At 70.3% G+C, this 16,800-nt stretch carries 17 protein-coding genes and 1 pseudogene; 9 read left to right on the top strand and 9 right to left on the bottom strand.

Features of this window, described 5'->3' with window-relative positions; all coding sequences use genetic code 11:
- From OO69_RS25345 to glnT, 4 genes are all read right to left on the bottom strand, one after another.
- On the bottom strand, positions 1 to 621 hold a 621-nt coding region (locus tag OO69_RS25345), incomplete at its 3' end, for a glutamate synthase-related protein (RefSeq protein ID WP_234444525.1).
- Between the two features lie 40 nt (positions 622 to 661).
- Positions 662 to 1,354 carry a glutamate synthase gene (locus OO69_RS25340; protein WP_033283054.1) on the bottom strand — a complete coding sequence of 231 codons (693 nt, stop codon included), beginning with the start codon at positions 1,352 to 1,354 and terminating at the stop codon, positions 662 to 664.
- Positions 1,342 to 2,217 carry a glutamine amidotransferase gene (locus tag OO69_RS25335; RefSeq protein WP_033283053.1) on the bottom strand — a complete coding sequence of 292 codons (876 nt, stop codon included), beginning with the start codon at positions 2,215 to 2,217 and terminating at the stop codon, positions 1,342 to 1,344. The genes OO69_RS25340 and OO69_RS25335 overlap by 13 nt, the downstream gene beginning before the upstream one ends.
- An 82-nt stretch (positions 2,218 to 2,299) precedes the next feature.
- Positions 2,300 to 3,682: a type III glutamate--ammonia ligase gene (gene glnT, locus OO69_RS25330; RefSeq protein WP_033283052.1), complete on the bottom strand. Its 1,383-nt coding sequence runs from the start codon at positions 3,680 to 3,682 to the stop codon at positions 2,300 to 2,302.
- A 233-nt stretch (positions 3,683 to 3,915) separates the two neighbouring features.
- On the opposite strand from glnT, the gene OO69_RS25325 reads away from it, so the two are divergent.
- Together OO69_RS25325 and OO69_RS25320 are read left to right on the top strand one after the other, a co-directional pair.
- A complete protein-coding gene (locus tag OO69_RS25325; RefSeq protein WP_033283051.1) occupies positions 3,916 to 4,674 on the top strand; it encodes an SDR family oxidoreductase in 759 nt (252 codons plus the stop codon).
- 190 nt (positions 4,675 to 4,864) lie between these two features.
- The gene (locus tag OO69_RS25320; RefSeq protein ID WP_033283050.1) at positions 4,865 to 6,229 is read left to right on the top strand and encodes an FAD-dependent oxidoreductase; all 1,365 of its coding nucleotides are present in this window, start codon (positions 4,865 to 4,867) and stop codon (positions 6,227 to 6,229) included.
- Positions 6,230 to 6,318: 89 nt separating this feature from the next.
- Here the strand turns inward: OO69_RS25320 and OO69_RS25315 are convergent, their stop codons facing one another.
- Together OO69_RS25315 and OO69_RS25310 are read right to left on the bottom strand one after the other, a co-directional pair.
- The gene (locus tag OO69_RS25315; protein WP_033283049.1) at positions 6,319 to 6,876 is read right to left on the bottom strand and encodes a dihydrofolate reductase family protein; all 558 of its coding nucleotides are present in this window, start codon (positions 6,874 to 6,876) and stop codon (positions 6,319 to 6,321) included.
- Between the two features lie 74 nt (positions 6,877 to 6,950).
- A complete protein-coding gene (locus tag OO69_RS25310) occupies positions 6,951 to 7,871 on the bottom strand; it encodes a sigma-70 family RNA polymerase sigma factor (protein WP_033283048.1) in 921 nt (306 codons plus the stop codon).
- Between the two features lie 38 nt (positions 7,872 to 7,909).
- Here OO69_RS25310 and OO69_RS48900 point away from each other — a divergent pair.
- Positions 7,910 to 8,795: pseudogene (locus tag OO69_RS48900) on the top strand (DUF1152 domain-containing protein).
- Here OO69_RS48900 and OO69_RS25300 read toward each other — a convergent pair.
- Complete coding sequence (locus OO69_RS25300; protein WP_234444524.1) at positions 8,734 to 9,948, bottom strand: DUF2306 domain-containing protein; 1,215 nt, start codon at positions 9,946 to 9,948, stop codon at positions 8,734 to 8,736. The pseudogene OO69_RS48900 and the gene OO69_RS25300 sit on opposite strands and share 62 nt — an antisense overlap.
- Positions 9,949 to 10,036: 88 nt before the next feature.
- Entirely contained in the window at positions 10,037 to 10,567 is a 531-nt protein-coding gene (locus OO69_RS25295; protein ID WP_033283047.1) for a PadR family transcriptional regulator, read from the bottom strand.
- Between the two features lie 261 nt (positions 10,568 to 10,828).
- Between OO69_RS25295 and OO69_RS25290 the strand changes: the two genes are divergently transcribed.
- From OO69_RS25290 to OO69_RS25280, 3 genes are all read left to right on the top strand, one after another.
- Positions 10,829 to 11,260, top strand: coding sequence for a hypothetical protein (locus OO69_RS25290; protein ID WP_051801192.1), 432 nt, complete (start codon positions 10,829 to 10,831; stop codon positions 11,258 to 11,260).
- 274 nt (positions 11,261 to 11,534) lie between these two features.
- On the top strand, positions 11,535 to 12,728 hold the full coding sequence (locus OO69_RS25285; RefSeq protein ID WP_234444523.1) for a hypothetical protein: 1,194 nt from the start codon (positions 11,535 to 11,537) through the stop codon (positions 12,726 to 12,728).
- 162 nt (positions 12,729 to 12,890) lie between these two features.
- Positions 12,891 to 14,162, top strand: coding sequence for an alpha-L-fucosidase (locus tag OO69_RS25280; protein WP_033283045.1), 1,272 nt, complete (start codon positions 12,891 to 12,893; stop codon positions 14,160 to 14,162).
- A 1-nt stretch (position 14,163) separates the two neighbouring features.
- Here OO69_RS25280 and OO69_RS25275 read toward each other — a convergent pair whose 3' ends face one another.
- On the bottom strand, positions 14,164 to 14,961 hold the full coding sequence (locus OO69_RS25275; RefSeq protein WP_051801191.1) for an AraC family transcriptional regulator: 798 nt from the start codon (positions 14,959 to 14,961) through the stop codon (positions 14,164 to 14,166).
- Between the two features lie 156 nt (positions 14,962 to 15,117).
- Here OO69_RS25275 and OO69_RS25270 point away from each other — a divergent pair, with 156 nt between their 5' ends.
- From OO69_RS25270 to tgmB, 3 genes are all read left to right on the top strand, one after another.
- Positions 15,118 to 15,414: a YkvA family protein gene (locus tag OO69_RS25270; RefSeq protein ID WP_033283044.1), complete on the top strand. Its 297-nt coding sequence runs from the start codon at positions 15,118 to 15,120 to the stop codon at positions 15,412 to 15,414.
- A gap of 164 nt (positions 15,415 to 15,578) precedes the next feature.
- Complete coding sequence (tgmA, locus tag OO69_RS25265) at positions 15,579 to 15,770, top strand: putative ATP-grasp-modified RiPP (RefSeq protein WP_033283043.1); 192 nt, start codon at positions 15,579 to 15,581, stop codon at positions 15,768 to 15,770.
- 16 nt (positions 15,771 to 15,786) lie between these two features.
- On the top strand, positions 15,787 to 16,773 hold the full coding sequence (gene tgmB / locus OO69_RS25260; RefSeq protein ID WP_033283042.1) for an ATP-grasp ribosomal peptide maturase: 987 nt from the start codon (positions 15,787 to 15,789) through the stop codon (positions 16,771 to 16,773).
- Positions 16,774 to 16,800: the final 27 nt, after the last annotated feature.

Here is a 16,800-nt window from a genome sequence, read left to right as displayed (position 1 = left end):
GTCGGGGCCGGTCCAGTCGGGGTGGCGGCAGGCGCTGCGCTGGTCGACGCCGACCGGCAGGGTGCGCATCCCGGCCACCCGGTCGGTGATCTTCTGGCCGAGCAGCATGCCTCCGCCGCCCGGCTTGGCACCCTGCCCGAGGACGACTTCGATGGCGTCGGCCTTGCGGAGGTCGTCGGGGTTCATGCCGTAGCGGGACGGCAGGTACTGGTACACGAGGTGCTTGGACTGGTCCCGCTCCTCCGGGGTCATGCCGCCGTCGCCGGTGGTGGTGGAGGTACCGGCCGCGCTCGCCCCACGCCCCAGCGCTTCCTTGGCGTTGGCGGAGAGGGCACCGAAGCTCATACCGGCGATCGTGACCGGGATGTCCAGGTGCAGGGGGTGCTTGGCGTTGCGTGCGCCGAGGACGACGTCGGTGTCGCAGCGCTCGCGGTAACCCTCCAGCGGGTAACGGGACATGCTCGCTCCGAGGAAGAGCAGGTCGTCGAAGTGCGGGAGGGGTCGTTTCGCGCCCCAGCCCCGGATGTCGTAGACGCCGGTAGCGGCGGCCCGTTGGATGGCGTGGATGGTGGCACGGTCGAAGGTGGCCGACTCGCGCAGGCCGCGGGATGCGAAGCTCATATCCGTATCCATGTCCATGTCCATGGAGCAAACAACTCCCTCAGTACGCCGTCGAGTTGTCGACCTTGAAGTGGTACAGCTGCCGGGCCGAGCCGTAGCGACGGAAGTCGGCGGGGTCCTCGTCGAACTCCGCCGCCTTCAGCAACTCGGCGAGTTCCACGAGGTGTTCGTCCCGCATCTCCTTCTCCACGCAGTCCGCGCCGAGGGACTTGACCGTGCCCATGACATAGATCCGGGCCTCGTAGAGAGAGTCGCCGAGTGCGTCGCCCGCGTCGCCGCAGACCACCAGCCGTCCCGCCTGCCCCATGAACGCGCTCATGTGACCGACGTTCCCGCCGACGACGATGTCCACGCCCTTCATCGAGATCCCGCACCGGGCGGCCGCGTTGCCCTCGATCACCAACAGGCCGCCGTGTGCGGTGGCCCCGGCAGATTGGGAGGCGTCGCCGCGCACCCGGACCGTGCCGGACATCATGTTCTCGGCGACGCCCACACCGGCGTTGCCGTGCACGGTGACCGTGGCGTGCTGGTTCATGCCGGCGCAGTAGTAGCCGACGTGGCCCTCGATGTCGACGGTCACCTCGTCCTTGAGACCGCAGGCGACGCTGTGGGCACCTCGGGGGTTCAACACCCGCCAGGATGGCGCTGGTTGGGGTGCGTGGAGTGCCTGGTTGAGATCGCGGACGGAGGACACCGCGAGGTCGGCGGTCTCCACCCCGGTCAGCGCTGCCATACGTACACCTCTTCCGGCTCGGGTTCGAAGATGCGGGCGTGCTCGATACCCGGGAGGACGTCCAGGGCGCGGTACTCGGAGGCCATCGCCACCCAGGCGTCGGTCTCGGCGACCAGGGCGGGCTTGCAGGCGATGGCGTCGCGGACCACCGCGAAGGAGTCGGCGGTGGAGACCAACAGCGTGTAGAAACCGTCGAAGCGCTCGCACAGCAGCCGTAGTGCCTTCTCCAGGTCGACGCCCTGGGCGAGATGGTGGGCGACGAAGCGGGCGCCGACCTCGGAGTCGTTCTCGCTGTCGAACTGCACGCCCTGGGACCGGAGTTCACGGCGGATGGTGGCGTGGTTGGCGAACGACCCGTTGTGGACGAGGCACTGACCGGGGCCGACGGAGAAGGGGTGCGCACCTTCGGGGGTGACGGCCGACTCGGTGGCCATGCGGGTATGGCCGACACCTTGGTAGCCGGTCACTCCGGCGAGCCCGAACGACTCGGCCAACTGGACTGGATTTCCGGTGCCCTTGAGCACGGCGAACCCCTCCCCCGAGCCGATGACGGTGGCCTGGGGCAGAGCGGCTGCGATGGCCGCCAGCAACTCCGGGACGGGCGACTCCGCGTGGACCACCGTCGTGGCGTCGGCTGCGACAACCACCGCACCCGGCAAGGCGGTTGACGCCTCCTCCGGGGTAACTCCCAGCAGCGAGACGAGCGCGCGCCCCGGCGGCGACAGGCGCGGGTCGCCGTAGACCGCGACGCCCGCCGAGTCCGGGCCGCGTTCCACGACTTGGCCCAGCATGGCGGTGAGCAGTTCGCCGAGCCGGGGTTCGAGGGAGGGCTCACGCAGATGGAGCCCGACGATTCCGCACATGCGGCTCTCCTCATGACGAGATGCGACACGAGATGGGACAGGTGGGACAAGGAGGTCAGGTGGGTCAGGTAGGTCAGGTGGGTCAGAAGGCGGTGAGGTAGCGGTCCAACTCCCAGGCGCCGACGGTGCCGTGCCAGTCGAAGAACTCCTGCCGTTTGACCTCGCCGAAGTACTCGCTGACGCCGGGGCCCGCCGCGTCGAGGGCCCCGGTGATCACCGGATCGGCGGCCAGTGCCTCTACGGCGTGCAGCAGGGTCGGCGGCAGTTCGGGGCGGGCCGCGGTGGCCGCCGTGTCTCCCGGTTCGCCGGGGTCGAGGGTGCGCTCGATGCCGTCGAGTCCGGCTGCCAGCGCTGCGGCTGCCGCGAGGTAGGGGTTGGCGGAGCCGTCGCCGCCGCGCAGTTCGACGCGGTTGCCGTCGGGGACGCGGATGAAGTGGGTGCGGTCGTTGCCGCCGTAACCGGCCTTGCGGGGTGACCACGTCGCGCCCGAGCGGGTCGAGGTCGCGCCGGTGCGCTTGTACGAGTTGACGGTGGGCGCGATCACGGCCTGGAGGGCGCGGGCGTGGTCGAGGATGCCGCCGACGAAGGAGTAGGCGAGCGGGGACAGTCCGAGGCCCCGGGTGTCGGACGCCTCGGGGAAGGCGGATTCGCTCCCCCGCCACAGCGACAGGTGCATGTGCATCCCGGAGCCGGTGCGGTCGGTGAACGGCTTCGGCATGAACGTGGCTGTCATGCCCCGCTGTTCGGCCAGTACCGACACCAGGTACCGCATGGTGATGACCCGGTCGGCGGTGGTGAGGGCGTCGGCGTAGGCGAAGTTCTGCTCGAACTGACCGTTGCCGTCCTCGTGGTCGTTGGCGTAGTTGCCCCAGCCGAGGGAGTTCATCGCCTTGGAGACGGCGGTGAGGTGGTCGTACATCCGGGTCAACCCGCGTGCGTCGTAACAGGGTTGGGCGGCGGTGTCGCGACTGTCGGCGACGGAGAGCGTGCCGTGTTCGTCGCGGTTGACGAGGAAGTACTCGATCTCCGCGCCGACCGCGAGGGAGAGTCCGAGTTCGGCGGCTCGGGCCAGGACCGCGCGCAGGATGATGCGGGGTGCGTACGGCCAGGGTTTGCCTTCGACGTGCGGGTCGCAGTGCACGAGGGCAAGTCCCGGGCGCACGAAGGGCAGCGGGGTGTACGAGGCGGGGTCCGGGATCGCGACCACGTCCGGGTCGCTGGGCTGCTGGCCGAGGGCGCCGGCCGCGTAGCCCGCGAATCCCACGCCGTCGGACTGGAGTTCCTCGACCGCCTCGACGGGGACGAGCTTGGCGCAGGGCTTGCCCGCGAGGTCGACGAAGACCGCGAGGACGAACTCGATCCCGTCGGCGCGGACTTGGGCGGCGAGGTCGGATCCGGGAGTGGGCCCGGTCGTCGGTGCCGGGTAGGTGGTCGTGGGCGGTGCGGCTGCGGTGTCCATCGCCATGGGAGGCTCCCAGCATCCGTGGGTTTCCTGATGTGAATCGCTATTTCCCATCAGGAAACTCGATCGCGATTACGGCCCCGTTTCCGGCGGGGAAGCACCCTGTTGCCGCCACCGAGCGACTCAACTCCGGCTCCCCGTCGCGGATATGGCATTCTCAAATGGCGAGAGGTAGCCTCTCATCCGATCGCCACAGGTCCCATCACGTCTCATCACGTCTCGCCGGGGAGGCCGTCATGGCAGGCACGATGCAGGGCAAGGTCGCCGTGATCAGCGGAGGTTCGACCGGCGTGGGGCGGGCCGTCGGGGCGCTGCTCGCCGAGAACGGGGCGCAGGTGGTGCTGCTCGCCCGGCGCGCCGACCGACTGGAGGCGGCCGAGCGGGAGATGACGGGCTCGGTGCTGACGATCCCGACCGATGTCAGCAGTGGCGACAGCGTCCGCGCGGCGTTCGCTCAGGTCGAGGAGCGGTTCGGCCGGGTGGACATCCTCGTGAACAGCGCCGGGGTGGCCCGTATCCGTGCCATCGAGGACACCGCCGACGAGGACATCCACAGCTGCATCGGCACCAACCTCCTGGGCCCGATCCACACGACCCGCTCAGCCGTACCGCTCCTGCGGGCGGCCGGAGGTGGTGACATTCTCAACATCTCCTCCGAGATCACGCTGGACCACATGCCGCTGATGGCGATGTACGCGGCGAGCAAGCACGGCCTGAACGGCTTCACCGCCGCGATGCACAAGGAGCTGCGCGGCGACGGCATCCGGGTCGCCCTGGTGATCCTCGGCTCGATCTCGGACAGCGCCTTCATCGAGAACTTCCCCGGCGAGGACCGGCAGCGCGCCGCGCCGATATGGGAGGCGGACGGCTATCTGACCAGGGTGGGAGCCATGAAGCCGCTCCCCTCGGCGACCGTGGCCCGAGTCATGTTCCAGTTGCTCAGCACTCCACCCGAGGTCGTCCAGGACGTGGTGCACATCCGCCCGGCAGGCTGAAGCCGGCTGTCCGGAACGCGTGTGCCAGACTCTGCCGACCCGCGCGGCGACAGCCGACCCATGCGTCAAGCTTCGACACCCCATAAGTCGGCCTTATGAGGTCATAGACCGGACCCGCATACCGACTTAGGCATGCCTTAGTTTAGGCTTCCCGTCGAGTCGCTTGTTTTCGCTCGAAGGGAACCTGATCATGCCGCGCCCCCTGCGGGTAGCCATCGTCGGAGCCGGCCCCGCCGGGATCTACGCCGCCGACGCCCTGCTCAAGTCCGAGGTGGCCGCCGAACCCGGCGTGTCCATCGACCTCTTCGAGCGGATGCCCGCGCCCTTCGGCCTGATCCGGTACGGCGTCGCCCCCGACCACCCGCGCATCAAGGGCATCATCAACGCCCTGCACCAGGTCCTCGACAAGCCGCAGATCCGGCTCTTCGGCAACGTCGACTACCCCACCGACATCAGCCTGGACGACCTGCGCAGCTTCTACGACGCGGTGGTCTTCTCCACCGGCGCCACGGCCGACCGCGAGATGTCCATACCGGGCATCGAGCTCGACGGTTCCTACGGCGCCGCCGACTTCGTCTCCTGGTACGACGGCCACCCGGACGTCCCGCGCACCTGGCCGCTGGAGGCCGAGAAGGTCGCCGTCCTCGGTGTCGGCAACGTGGCTCTCGACGTGGCCCGCATCCTCGCCAAGACCGGCGACGAGCTGCTCCCGACCGAGATCCCGCCGAACGTCCACGAGGGCCTCAAGGCCAACAAGGCGCTGGAGGTCCACGTCTTCGGGCGCCGCGGCCCGGCGCAGGCGAAGTTCTCCCCGATGGAGCTGCGGGAGCTGGACCACTCCCCCAACATCGAGGTCATCGTCGACCCCGAGGACATCGACTACGACGAGGGCTCGATCACCACGCGTCGTAGCAACAAGCAGGCCGACATGGTCGCCAAGACCCTGGAGAACTGGGCGATCCGCGATGTCGGCGACCGCCCGCACAAGCTGTTCCTGCACTTCTTCGAGTCCCCCTCCGAGATCCTCGGCGAGGACGGCAAGGTCATCGGCCTGCGCACCGAGCGCACCGCCCTGGACGGCACCGGCAACGTCAAGGGCACCGGCGAGTTCAAGGACTGGGACGTCACCGCGATCTACCGCGCGGTCGGCTACCTCTCCGACAAACTCCCCAAGCTCCCCTGGGACATCGACTCCGGCACGGTCCCCGACGAGGGCGGCCGGGTCATCCAGGAGACCGGCGAGCACCTCCAGTCGACGTACGTCACCGGCTGGATCCGGCGCGGCCCGGTCGGCCTGATCGGCCACACCAAGGGCGACGCCAACGAGACGATCGCCAACCTCCTCGACGACCACGCCAACGGCCGCCTGCACACGCCCGTTTCGCCCGACCCGGCGGCCGTGGACGCGTTCTTCGCCGAGCGGAACGTCCGCTTCACCACGTGGGACGGCTGGTACCAACTCGACGCCGCCGAGAAGGCGTTGGGCGAGCCGCAGGGCCGCGAGCGCGTGAAGATCGTCGAGCGTGAGGACATGCTCCGGGCGAGCGGCGCGTAAGCCTCACCCCCGCACACGCGTAAGCCTCACTCCCGCACAGCTGACACCGAAGGGCCCGGCGGTACGTACCGCCGGGCCCTTCGCGCACGTCAGCGCGCCGCCCTCCCGTACCGCGCGAACACGGTGTGGGCCGTCCTCTCGATCTCCTGGCACTCCAGGTGGAGGGGCGGACCGCCCGCCGGGAAGAGCCGTTCGCCGGTGCCGAGGACCGTGGGGAAGGTGATCAGGCGGTACTCGTCGACCAGGTCCTCCGCCATCAGCGTGCGGACGACGGGCAGGCTGCCGATGACGATCACATCCCGCTCCTCGCGCTTCACGGCGTCGACGAGGTCGCCGTCGAGGACGCTCGAATTCGCCCACGCCGACACATCGGTGAGGGTGCGGGACGCGACCAGCTTCGCCCCGGCGTTCATCCGCGCGGAGAACTCGTCGTCGCGGGCCGGCCACAGCCGCGAGAACGCCTCCCAGGTCCTGCGGCCGAGCAGCATGACCCCGCCGTCGAGGGCGCTGCCCAGCCGGAACTTGTCGCCGTCGATCTCCTCACGGCCGTAGCGGAAGATCCAGCCGCCGTCCGGGGTGCCGTCGGACCCGTCGGGGTCGGAGACGATCCCGTCCAGGGTGGTGAACTGGATGACGATGACGCTCATGATGGATGTCCTTTCGGTCGGTGCTCACCGGTACGTACCGGTGGCGTCGGCCGGACTCATCGCGGCGAGCGGGGTCAGTTCGAGGAAATCCGTCCTGGCAGGTCGAAGGCGACCAGCACCTGCGGATCGGTGAAGACGACATTGCGGGTGATGCGGTCGCCGGTGACCGCGAAGACCTGGAGGCTGTGCAGCCGATGCCCGCCCGCGGGGTCCTGTGCGTACGCGGCCAGCGTGGGCTGGCCGTTGGCGACCAGGCGCCTCAACACCCAGTCGGTACCGCGGAGTTCGAAGACCCGCCGCATGAACGCGCCGTAGTGCCCGGTACCCCGGAACCAGAGCGGGACCGGCGGCATCTCCAGGACCACGGCGTCGGCCAACAGCCGTACCAGGGCGGGGACATCGGCCGCTTCGAACGCCCTCAGGTAGCGGTCGACGACCTCGCGTGCCCCGGGGTCGTCCGGTTCGGCGATCGCGTCGTCGTCGCCGACGTCCGTGAGGGCGGCGCGGGCGCGCTGGAGCGTGCTGTTGACGGCCGGGACGGTGGTGTCGAGTTGGTCGGCGACCTCGGCCGCGCTGAACTGCAGCACCTCGCGCAGCACGAGCACGGCCCGCTGCCGCGCGGGCAGCCGTTGCAGGGCGACGACGAGGGCGAGCCGCATGTCGGCGCGGGCCTCCACGTCGTAGCGCGCGTCGGGGAAGGGCTGGAGCCAGGGGATGTCGGTCGCGGGCGTGAGCGGTGTTCCGGGGTCCTCGCCCGGTGCGCCGAGGCCGGACGGAAGGGGGCGGCGGGCGCGTCCTTCGAGCGCGGTGAGGCAGACGTTGGTGGCGATGCGGTAGAGCCAGGTGCGCAGGGACGCGCGGGCGGGGTCGTACCGGTCGCGGGCCTTCCACGCGCGCAGCATCGTCTCCTGCACCAGGTCCTCGGCCTCGTGGAACGAGCCCAGCATCCGATAGCAGTACGCCACCAGTTCGCCCCGGTACGGCTCGAAGTCCACCCACCCATCATGGCGTACGGGGCTGCTAGCGTCCCCCGGTGTTCTCCCTCCTCGAACCCCCGTTCCTCAGCCGTCTGCGCGACGCCCGCCGGATCCTCGTCGCCGGTGCGGGCGGTGGCTTCGACGTCTACGCCGGGCTGCCGCTGGCCCTCGCGCTACGTGCGGCCGGCAAGGAGGTCCACCTCGCGAACCTGTCCTTCGCCGACCTGTACGGCCTCGACCAGGACGTGTGGGTGGACCAGGACGTCGCCGCCGTACGCCCGGACACGCAGGCCCGGGGCGACTACTTCCCTGAGCGGTCCCTGGCGCGGTGGCTCGACCTGAACGACATGCCGCCCACGGTGTACGCCTTCCCGCTGACCGGCGTGCAGCATCCTGATGCGCGGTGACGAGCACGGCCTGGGCACGCCGGAGGAGGACATGGTCAGCCTCGCGGCGGTGAACGGGCTCGATGAGGTGCCGGTGCGGCTGGTGGCGTGCCTCGGGTTCGGTGTGGACGCGTATCACGGGGTCAACCACGCACTGGTGCTGGAGAACCTGGCCGCGCTGGATCGCGAGGGTGCCTATCTCGGCGCGTTCTCGCTCCCGCGCGAGAGCCGCGAGGGGCAGCTGTATCTCGATGCGGTGACGCACGCCCAGGAGTCCACGCCGGACCATCCGAGCATCGTCAACGGTTCCGTCGCGGCGGCCGTACGCGGGGACTTCGGCGACGTCCGCTTCACCGAACGCACGCGCGGCGGCGAGCTGTTCATCAATCCGCTGATGGCGCTGTACTTCTGCGTGGACGCGCCCGGCCTCGCGCGCCGGAACCTCTACCTCGACCGGTTGGAGCGGACCGCGCTGATCCGCCAAGTGAGCCCGCTCATCGAGGAGTTCCGCGACGAACTGCCCCGGCAGCGGCCACCGCGCACGTATCCCCACTGACCGAGCCGAGCAGCGGGCGTCCGCCCACGCCCGCGGCGAGGGTGCGGGCGGACAGAACACGCAGGCTCACCACGGTGGTCGCCGCGAACGCGAGCATCCCGCAGCCGATGGCGACCCCGGCCGACAGAGCCGTCAACCGGTCGAGCCCCAGGGTGTGTTGGAAGACCGGAGCCGCACCGACCGACAGCACCGGCGCCAGGCACAGCGCCGTCAGGTGCAGCCGCCATTCCTCCCTGGCCCAGAGCCGACCCTCACGTCCGACGCGTCGGGCGTTGACGGCCATCACGGCGTAACTGACCGCATAGGGAAGGAGATAGGCCCACAGCAGTCGCCGTCCGGTCGCGCCGAAGTCGAGACAGGAGCGCGCGATCCACAACAGGGCGACTGCACCGGCGAGTTGCGCGACGGCGAGCACAGGCAGCGGCGCCCAGGAACCCGATACGCCCTCCACCGTCGTACGCCGGTCCCGTGCCCGCGAGGCGATCAGCGCACCCAACACGACCACCGAGCCCAGGTGCATGATCGCCACCTGGTTGATCTGTTCCATGGTCAGGCCGGGCAACAGCCTTGGCAGGAAGCCCCATTCGAGGCGCAGCAGCGGGGCGGTGAGGAGGAACGCGTAGCAGAGGAGCATCCAGCGCTGGTGCAGGTCGGGGAGGCCGCCGATCGCGGCGAGGATGCCGAGGGTGACGCTCATGACGGTGCCGACCAGGAGGGTGGCGAGCACGATCCAGAACGCGGGGCCGCTGAACGCGTCTTGGGGCGCGGTGCGTGCCAGATAGATCCCGGCGCCGGCCATCGAGACGTACACCGTGACCGCGAAGACCACGCCCAGCGTGCGGTGCAGGCGGGTGCGTCGGCGGGCGGCGGTGAGGAGTTGGGCGGGGCCGAGGAGCATGAGGGCGCCGCCGAGGACCGAGTGCACGATCATCGGGACGAGGCTGTGGCGGTAGGGCGCGACGCGGCCCGCGAGGGCGTCGGTGACGTAGCGCGGATTGACGACGTGGCCCATGACCCATTCACCGAAGGCGGGGGCGCCGGGGCTGGCGTACGGCCAGAGTTCGGTCATCGCGATCGGCGCGTAGGCCAGGCACACGACCGTGACCGCGATCATCGTGGCGCGGCGCCAGGTGCTGTTCGTCGGACGGCGCACGGCGGCCCCCTGCCGGCTCAGGGCCTCGGCCCGGCCCTCGATGGTCTCTTCTGGACTATCGAGACGGTAGAGGCGGCTGCCGTCGGGGTCAACGGTCCTGCGTGCGTTCGTCGCGGTGGCGCACCCACTGCCAGAAGTCGACCATCATCCGCTCGTACCGGATGCCGAACTCGAGCGCCTCGCGCTGTCCCGGGGTCAGCAACTCACCCACGCCGTCGGCGAGTTCCTCGTAGCCCTGGAGGGTCTTCTCGTGTTCGCCGAGCTGGGCCGGGGCGAGGACGTCGGGACGGCCGCCGAACCACAGCTTCAGGATGCCGCGCTCCCTGGCCTCGACCGGTACGAACTCCGGGTCGTCGAGCCAGCTCCGGAGGACGGACCGGCCCTGGCCGGTGAGGGTCAGCACCCGGCGGTTGCGGCCGCTCTCCTGCCGCACCTGGGACAGCAGCCCGGCCTCCAGCAGCCGGTCGCACTGGGCGTACACCTGCGCGTGCGGCACCGACCAGAACGGCGCGACCGTGCGCGCGGCCTCCGTCTTCACGTCGTACGGGCTCGCCTCGCCCAGTTTGTCGATGATGCCGAGGACGAGGAAGGAGGAGGTGGTCAGCCGCGCGTCAGACATGCGCCGACGGTATCGCGGTGTCGAACGAATACTTGGGGTCCGCAAATGATGTGAACTGCCCCACGACGGGTAGTTCTTAACTCAGCTAGCCCTTAACTCAGCGCCTCTTCCGCGTGAACACCTCCACTCAAAGGAACTGTGGTCTTGGCTCTCGCGTACCCTGACGCCCCGTCAGCCCGTCGACCCGGGCGTACCTGGACTATTCGCATCACAGGTCACCGCGACCGTACCGCCTCGGTCAGCTGCTCCTCCGGGTGCGGCATGCCCGCCCGGTCGCGCGACATCGCGGCCCTGCGCCGCTTCGCCGAAGCCCATGCGGCGGCCCACGTCAGAGCGGCGACCGTACGCCCCGACGCGGCCTGCGGCTGCCGTCGCCAGCGGTGCGCGGCGCACGAGGGGACCCGGGTCGACTGCTCGGGCTCGGTGCTGCTCGTGCTGCGCCACGATCCCGCGGTCGGCCAGGTGTGGACCCTGGCCGAGGTCTGCGCGGCCTGCGCCTCGCTGATGACGCACACCCGCGTCGTCGGCAAGCCGCTGCCGCGCACCCGGCCGCCGCGCGAGGAGACGGTCGTACCCCTGCAGGCGCCTCCCCCGACGAGCGCCCGTTCGGTACCGGCCGGCTTCAGCGCGCCCCCGCCCGAACCGGGCGCCCCGTCCCGGCCGGGCGCCGCGAACAGGCGCCGGGGACGGTGAGACCCGGCGGCACACGGAAGGGACCCGCCCCGAGCGGATGGTGGGCGGGTCCCGTCCGCTCCACCATTCTGCGGACAGGTCCACGTCAGAGGCACGCGTGAAACCCGGCCGCCCGGAGTGAACGGATCACACCCCGCGCGTAAGCTCGCGCGGTATCCCTGGAAAAACGGGCATACGAGACTCCACGACCCCTGCTCGACCCCCCGCTTGACCCGCCAAGATCTCCGACGGTGATACTGGTGGGTCAGCACCGCCCCCGCCCGCAGATTGGCCTATGTCGAACTCCTCCACAGCTTCGCCCACGATCCCCCACACGGTGTGGCTGGCTCGCGGCCGCCACGTCGGGTCCGCCGACGCCGCGGACGTCGTACGGCGACAGCTGCAACGGCTCAAGGACCGCGAGGTCATCGACGACCACCTGGAACCCGACGAGGACCAGCACGAGAATCCGCGCGAGCGGGTCTTCGAGGCCAGGTGGCGCGTGGAGGGGACGGTGACCGTGCGGGCGCGCCTGACGTTCCCGCCCGCTCCGGAACCGGGTTCGGCCGCTGCCGCCTCCGTCGCGGCCGAGGAACGGGAGTGGCTCCTGGTCGCGGAGGCCGAGCGGGTCTGGGATCCCCGGTGGCCCTCCCCCGCGACCATGTTCTGGCCCGAGGACGCGGATGCCGGCTGGGACCATGTGGCGGTTCCGGGGCTGCGCTTCGGACAGGTCAATCCGCTGCCGTCCGACGAGAAGGAGCTGCGGCGGCTGTTCCGTGGCTGCGCGCAGGACGGCTGGAGCATCCACGTCGTCGTGCACGAGGCGATGACCCCGGACGCGCACGGCCGGAAGCCCCTGGCCCGGCTGCTGCCCGCGAGCCTCCGGCACTGCGTGGTGGAACACCGGGCCACACCCGACCAACTACGGTCCGTCAACTGGGCGTTGCTGCGCGAGTTCGACTTCCAGGTGCCGCGCGGCGGTGCCGTGATCCTGCCGACCAGTCCGGTGGCCCCCTCCTACGACGTGCGCGAGTTCTCGGTGCGCAGCGTCTTCCTCGACGGCTCCGAACCCACCGAACTCGTGGACGTCCTCTGCCGCTACGCCGCCTCCGCGCGCCCCCTGCCGGACGGCGGCCAGGAGGCCGTCACCGCACTGCGCGAGCAGTGGAAGCTGATGACGATGGAGGAGGAACTGGCCCGCGAGCGCAGGCTCGTGGCCATGTACGCCGAGGCGCTCGAAGCGATGACGAAGTCCCGGGACCTGTACCGGGAGTCCGCGGACCGGGCCAACGAGGCACTGGCCGCGCTGCGCGACTCCGCCGGTGCCGTCGTGCCCGGGGCGCCGTCCCAGCCGGGCGGGTCCCCGTTCCAGCGGACGTTCGGTCGACTGAGGGACGCGACGAAGGCACTGCGCCCGGCCGCACCGCCGACCGACAGCGACCACGCCGATCCGCCGAGTGACGGTGATCGCTCGGCCGAGGAGCGGTAGACGGTCGACCTCGGGGCCGAGGCAAACGTCGTCACGCAGATGACCTCCTGGCCCCTCGGTCGCACCGAAGACCTACGCAGCGCAACGCCGATGGTGAGAATCGACCACCAGTGGTGATCACCGCCCACGCGCCCCCCGCACCCGCCGTCCTAACTTGGCGGCATGCCGATGCAACCCTGGTTCCGCGATGCCAAGTTGGGCATCTTCGTCCATTACGGGATCTACGCCGTCGACGGTGTGCCGGAGTCCTGGTCGTTCTACTCGGGCCAGGTCCCGCACGACCAGTACATGCGCCAGCTCGACGGATTCACCGCCACACGGTACGAACCGCGGTCCTGGGCACGGCTGTTCGCGCGGGCGGGTGCCAAGTACGCGGTGCTGACCGCCCGCCACCACGACGGTGTGGCCCTGTGGGACACGGCCCACGGTGACCTGGACGTGGTCCGCCACACCCCGGCGGGCCGCGACCTGATCGGGCCATACGCGGAGGCGCTGCGCGAAGAGGGGCTCAACGTCGGCCTGTACTACTCCCATTCGGACTGGAACCACCCCGACTACGCCAGCACGGCGCACCCCCAGCCGCCCGACGAGGAGATCCGCACCAACCCGTACGCCTCCGCACAGCCCGGCCACGAGGACCCGGCCGCCTGGGCGCGCTACCTCGCCTACCGCGACGGCCAGGTCGGCGAGCTGGTCGACCGCTTCCGGCCCGATCTGTTGTGGTTCGACGGCGAGTGGGAGCGCAGCGAAGAGCAGTGGGGCATGCGGGAGTTGGCGGAGCTGATCCTCGCCGGGAACCCCGACACCGTCCTCAACGCCCGCATGCTCAGCCACGGCGACTACGCGACGCCCGAGCAGGGGGTGCCACTGCAAGCACCCGACGGACCTTGGGAGTTGTGCCTGACGGTCAACGACTCGTGGGGTTTCCAGCACGGGGACGAGCACCACAAGTCGGTGCGCCAGCTGGTGCGTTACTTCACGGAGACGATCGGGATGGGCGGAAATCTCCTCCTCGACGTCGGCCCGAGGGAGGACGGGACGATAACGCCCGCACAGACGGAGCGACTTGAGGGGCTCGGCGCGTGGATCGCCCGGCACTCCGAGGCGGTCTACGGCACGGTCGCCGGTCTGCCCGCCGGGCACCACTACGGCCCCAGCACCCTCTCCGCCGACCGCCGCACGCTGTACCTGGTGTGCTTCGATCCGCCGCGCGAGTCGGTGTCGGTGCGCGGGCTGCGTACGCCCGTCAAGCGGGTCACCGTCCTCGGTACCGGCGCCGAGCTCGGCCACGACGTCATCGGCGGCCTCGGTGACGTGCCTGGCGTGACGTGGATCGACGCCCCGGGTGCGGCCGACGTGGATGAGTCGGCGACGGTCCTGGCGGTCGAGCTGGACGGGGAGTTGGACCTCTACAGGGGTGCGGGTCGGGACTGACTCACGAGGCACCGGCGCGAACTGCCCTGGGGGAAGCCCCCAGTTCGCGTCGGCACGCCTTGTTGAAGGCCTGGAGGTCGCCGATGCCGACGGCGGCCGCGATCGCCGGGATGGACAGGGTCGACTCGCGCAGCAGGTGCCGGGCGCGTTCCATGCGGCGGTGCCGGAGGTAGGCGACGACCGTGGTGCCGGTCTCGGCTCGGAACAGGCGGATGAGGTGGTTGTGCGAGACGCCGGCCGCGTGGGCGACGTCGGGGACGGTGAGTTGGGCCGCCAGGTTCGACTCGATGTGGGCCACCGCGAGGGCGAACGCCGGGTGGGGGCCGGTGGTTCCGCCCGCCTCCGGGGTCGCCAGGTCTGCCACGCGCCACAGCACCGTCCACAACTCCGCTGCCGCGCGTGCGGAGTTGCGCGGCGCCGCCGCGACCGCACGCCGCATCAGGTCGGTCAGCACGGGCGTCTGCGTACCGGCGTCCTGCATCACGGGCACGGTCAACCGCTCACCGGCGGACGGGAGTTCCAGGTGGGCGAAGAGATGCTCCGAGCGGCCCCGGTAGTGGAACCGCACCAGTGCGCCGGGCGGCACCAGGCTCACATGGCCGGGCCTGATCTCGTGCGCCACGCCGTCGACGGTCAACTCGGCCTCGTAGGCGTACAGATGGAGCTGCCAGAGGTCGGGCAGCCGGAACACGTCGCGCGGGCTCACCGTGCCGTGCACGCCGACCCCCAGACTGGCCACGCGTGGTGGGGCGTCGAGGCCGATCCGTACGTGGGTTCCAGGGCCGTTGATCGCGCTCACGGTGAAAACGTACCAGCGCCTGACAAGGGGTCAACGGCTGTCAAGGCTCTTCGAGGCGTTCGGGTGTGATGTTCCCCTCGTCGGCCATACCGGGGCCGTAACAGGGCATCCGGATAGGGCACATGCCGTGCGGCCGGACCGGGAAAAGGGGCGCCAGTGGACTCGACCACGACCGTGATCGTCATCGTCGCGGTGCTCGCGGTGATGCTGCTCGCCGTGGCCGTCGGAGTGTTCGTGCGGCTCGTCCGTACCCGGCGCTCGATGAAGCGCGCAGGGCTTCCGACCGGCCCCAAATGGGTTTTCTGGGGTGCCGTCCTCTACTTCGTGCTGCCCACCGACCTGATGCCCGATCCCGTGTATCTGGACGACATCGCCGTCCTCCTCCTCGCTCTTCGCACGATGCGCAACTCCCTCGGGGAGCAGGAGAAGGGGCTGCCGGGCGAGCTCGACTGACCCCGGTACGCGTGGCGCGCTCCTTACTTTGACTACGCAGAGTAAGGAAACCATTCACTCGTTCGATTCGTATAAGTCTCTGGAAGCAGACGGAAGTCAGCGGGCCAAGCGACCTCGCAGGGTGGCCACCGCTTGCACGAGGCAGTACCGACGAGGGAGAGACGATGCAACCGTTCGCGCTCAACTACGCTCGCCCGGCAGCACAGTTGGAGCTCACCGCTCCGTACAGCTACGACTCCGGACTGCAGTTGAACGTGCTCGCCGACGGACGGGTCGCCGCCCATGATCTCGCTCTGCTGAGAGAACTGGGGACCACTACGTCCACCGCGGGATCGAAGACTCACTTCGACGACTGAACACGGAACGACGAAAATGACCGTCCTGGTCCTTACCTGCGAAGAGGACGTCACAGCGGACATGGTGGTGGTCCACCTCCACGCGTCCGGCGTCCCCGTGGTCCGGATCGATCCCGCCGACCTCACCGGCGGGGTCGCGCTGTCCGGGGAGTACGTGCACGGAGCCTTCCGCGGTCATCTGTCCGCCGGGGGGCGGCTGGTGAGCGTGAGCGGACTCCGGTCCATCTGGGTGCGCAGACCGGGCACTCCGGCGACCCGCGCGCCCCAGCCCTCCGCGTGGCTGACCGAGGAGGCCTCCCAGGCGCTCTACGGCATGCTCCGCGGCTCCGGCGCCCGCTGGATGAACCACCCCGACGCGTCCCGCCGCGCCCGGCACAAGCCCTGGCAGCTGCGCCACGCCCAGCACAGCGGCCTGCCCGTGCCGGCCACCCTGATCACCACGTTCCCGCAGGCCGCCCGCGAGTTCTCGCGGCGCTTCCCGGACCTGGTGGTCAAGCCGGTCTCCGGCGCCCATCCGCAGGATCCGCCCCGCGCGGTGCCGACGAGCCGGGTCGCGCCGGACACCGACTTCGCCGCCGTCGCGTTCGGCCCGACGCTGCTGCAGCGCCGGGTCGCCAAGCGCGCGGACATCCGGCTCACCGTGGTGGGCGACCGGATGCTCGCCGCCCGTACGGTGACCGCCCCCGACGCCGACCCCGCCGAGGTCGACGTCCGTTTCGCCGCCTCCGCGCAGCCCTGGCGCCCCGTCGAGGTCCCGCCGCGCATCGCCGAGGCCGTCCTGACGTACATGCGCGATGCCGAACTGGCCTACGGCGCCTTCGACTTCGCCGAGGACGGCGACGGCACCTGGTGGTTCCTGGAGTGCAACCAGTCGGGCCAGTTCGGCTTCGTCGAGGCGGAGACCGGCCAGCCGATCGCCCGGACCATCGCGGAGTGGCTGGCCCTGCCCGCCGCCTCGGAACGGGAGGGCCTGGTCAACGGGTCGGACAGCGCGGTCGGTTGAGCAGTAACGGTTCGCCTGAGGCGGAAG

This window comes from Streptomyces sp. NRRL F-525, assembly GCF_000716605.1.
Classification (GTDB): Bacteria; Actinomycetota; Actinomycetes; order Streptomycetales; family Streptomycetaceae; genus Streptomyces.
Note: the sequence above shows the minus strand (reverse complement) of the source record. Positions and strands in the feature narration are given on the sequence as shown.

What these genes read in the sequence shown, in the direction of transcription:
- OO69_RS25340 (WP_033283054.1), bottom strand. Translation starts at nt 1,354, where the DNA reads ATGGCAGCGCTGACCGGGGTGGAGACCGCCGACCTCGCGGTGTCCTCC.
- OO69_RS25335 (WP_033283053.1), bottom strand. Translation starts at nt 2,217, where the DNA reads ATGTGCGGAATCGTCGGGCTCCATCTGCGTGAGCCCTCCCTCGAACCC.
- glnT (WP_033283052.1), bottom strand. Translation starts at nt 3,682, where the DNA reads ATGGCGATGGACACCGCAGCCGCACCGCCCACGACCACCTACCCGGCA.
- OO69_RS25325 (WP_033283051.1), top strand. Translation starts at nt 3,916, where the DNA reads ATGGCAGGCACGATGCAGGGCAAGGTCGCCGTGATCAGCGGAGGTTCG.
- OO69_RS25320 (WP_033283050.1), top strand. Translation starts at nt 4,865, where the DNA reads ATGCCGCGCCCCCTGCGGGTAGCCATCGTCGGAGCCGGCCCCGCCGGG.
- OO69_RS25315 (WP_033283049.1), bottom strand. Translation starts at nt 6,876, where the DNA reads ATGAGCGTCATCGTCATCCAGTTCACCACCCTGGACGGGATCGTCTCC.
- OO69_RS25295 (WP_033283047.1), bottom strand. Translation starts at nt 10,567, where the DNA reads ATGTCTGACGCGCGGCTGACCACCTCCTCCTTCCTCGTCCTCGGCATC.
- OO69_RS25290 (WP_051801192.1), top strand. Translation starts at nt 10,829, where the DNA reads ATGCCCGCCCGGTCGCGCGACATCGCGGCCCTGCGCCGCTTCGCCGAA.
- OO69_RS25285 (WP_234444523.1), top strand. Translation starts at nt 11,535, where the DNA reads ATGTCGAACTCCTCCACAGCTTCGCCCACGATCCCCCACACGGTGTGG.
- OO69_RS25280 (WP_033283045.1), top strand. Translation starts at nt 12,891, where the DNA reads ATGCCGATGCAACCCTGGTTCCGCGATGCCAAGTTGGGCATCTTCGTC.
- tgmA (WP_033283043.1), top strand. Translation starts at nt 15,579, where the DNA reads ATGCAACCGTTCGCGCTCAACTACGCTCGCCCGGCAGCACAGTTGGAG.
- tgmB (WP_033283042.1), top strand. Translation starts at nt 15,787, where the DNA reads ATGACCGTCCTGGTCCTTACCTGCGAAGAGGACGTCACAGCGGACATG.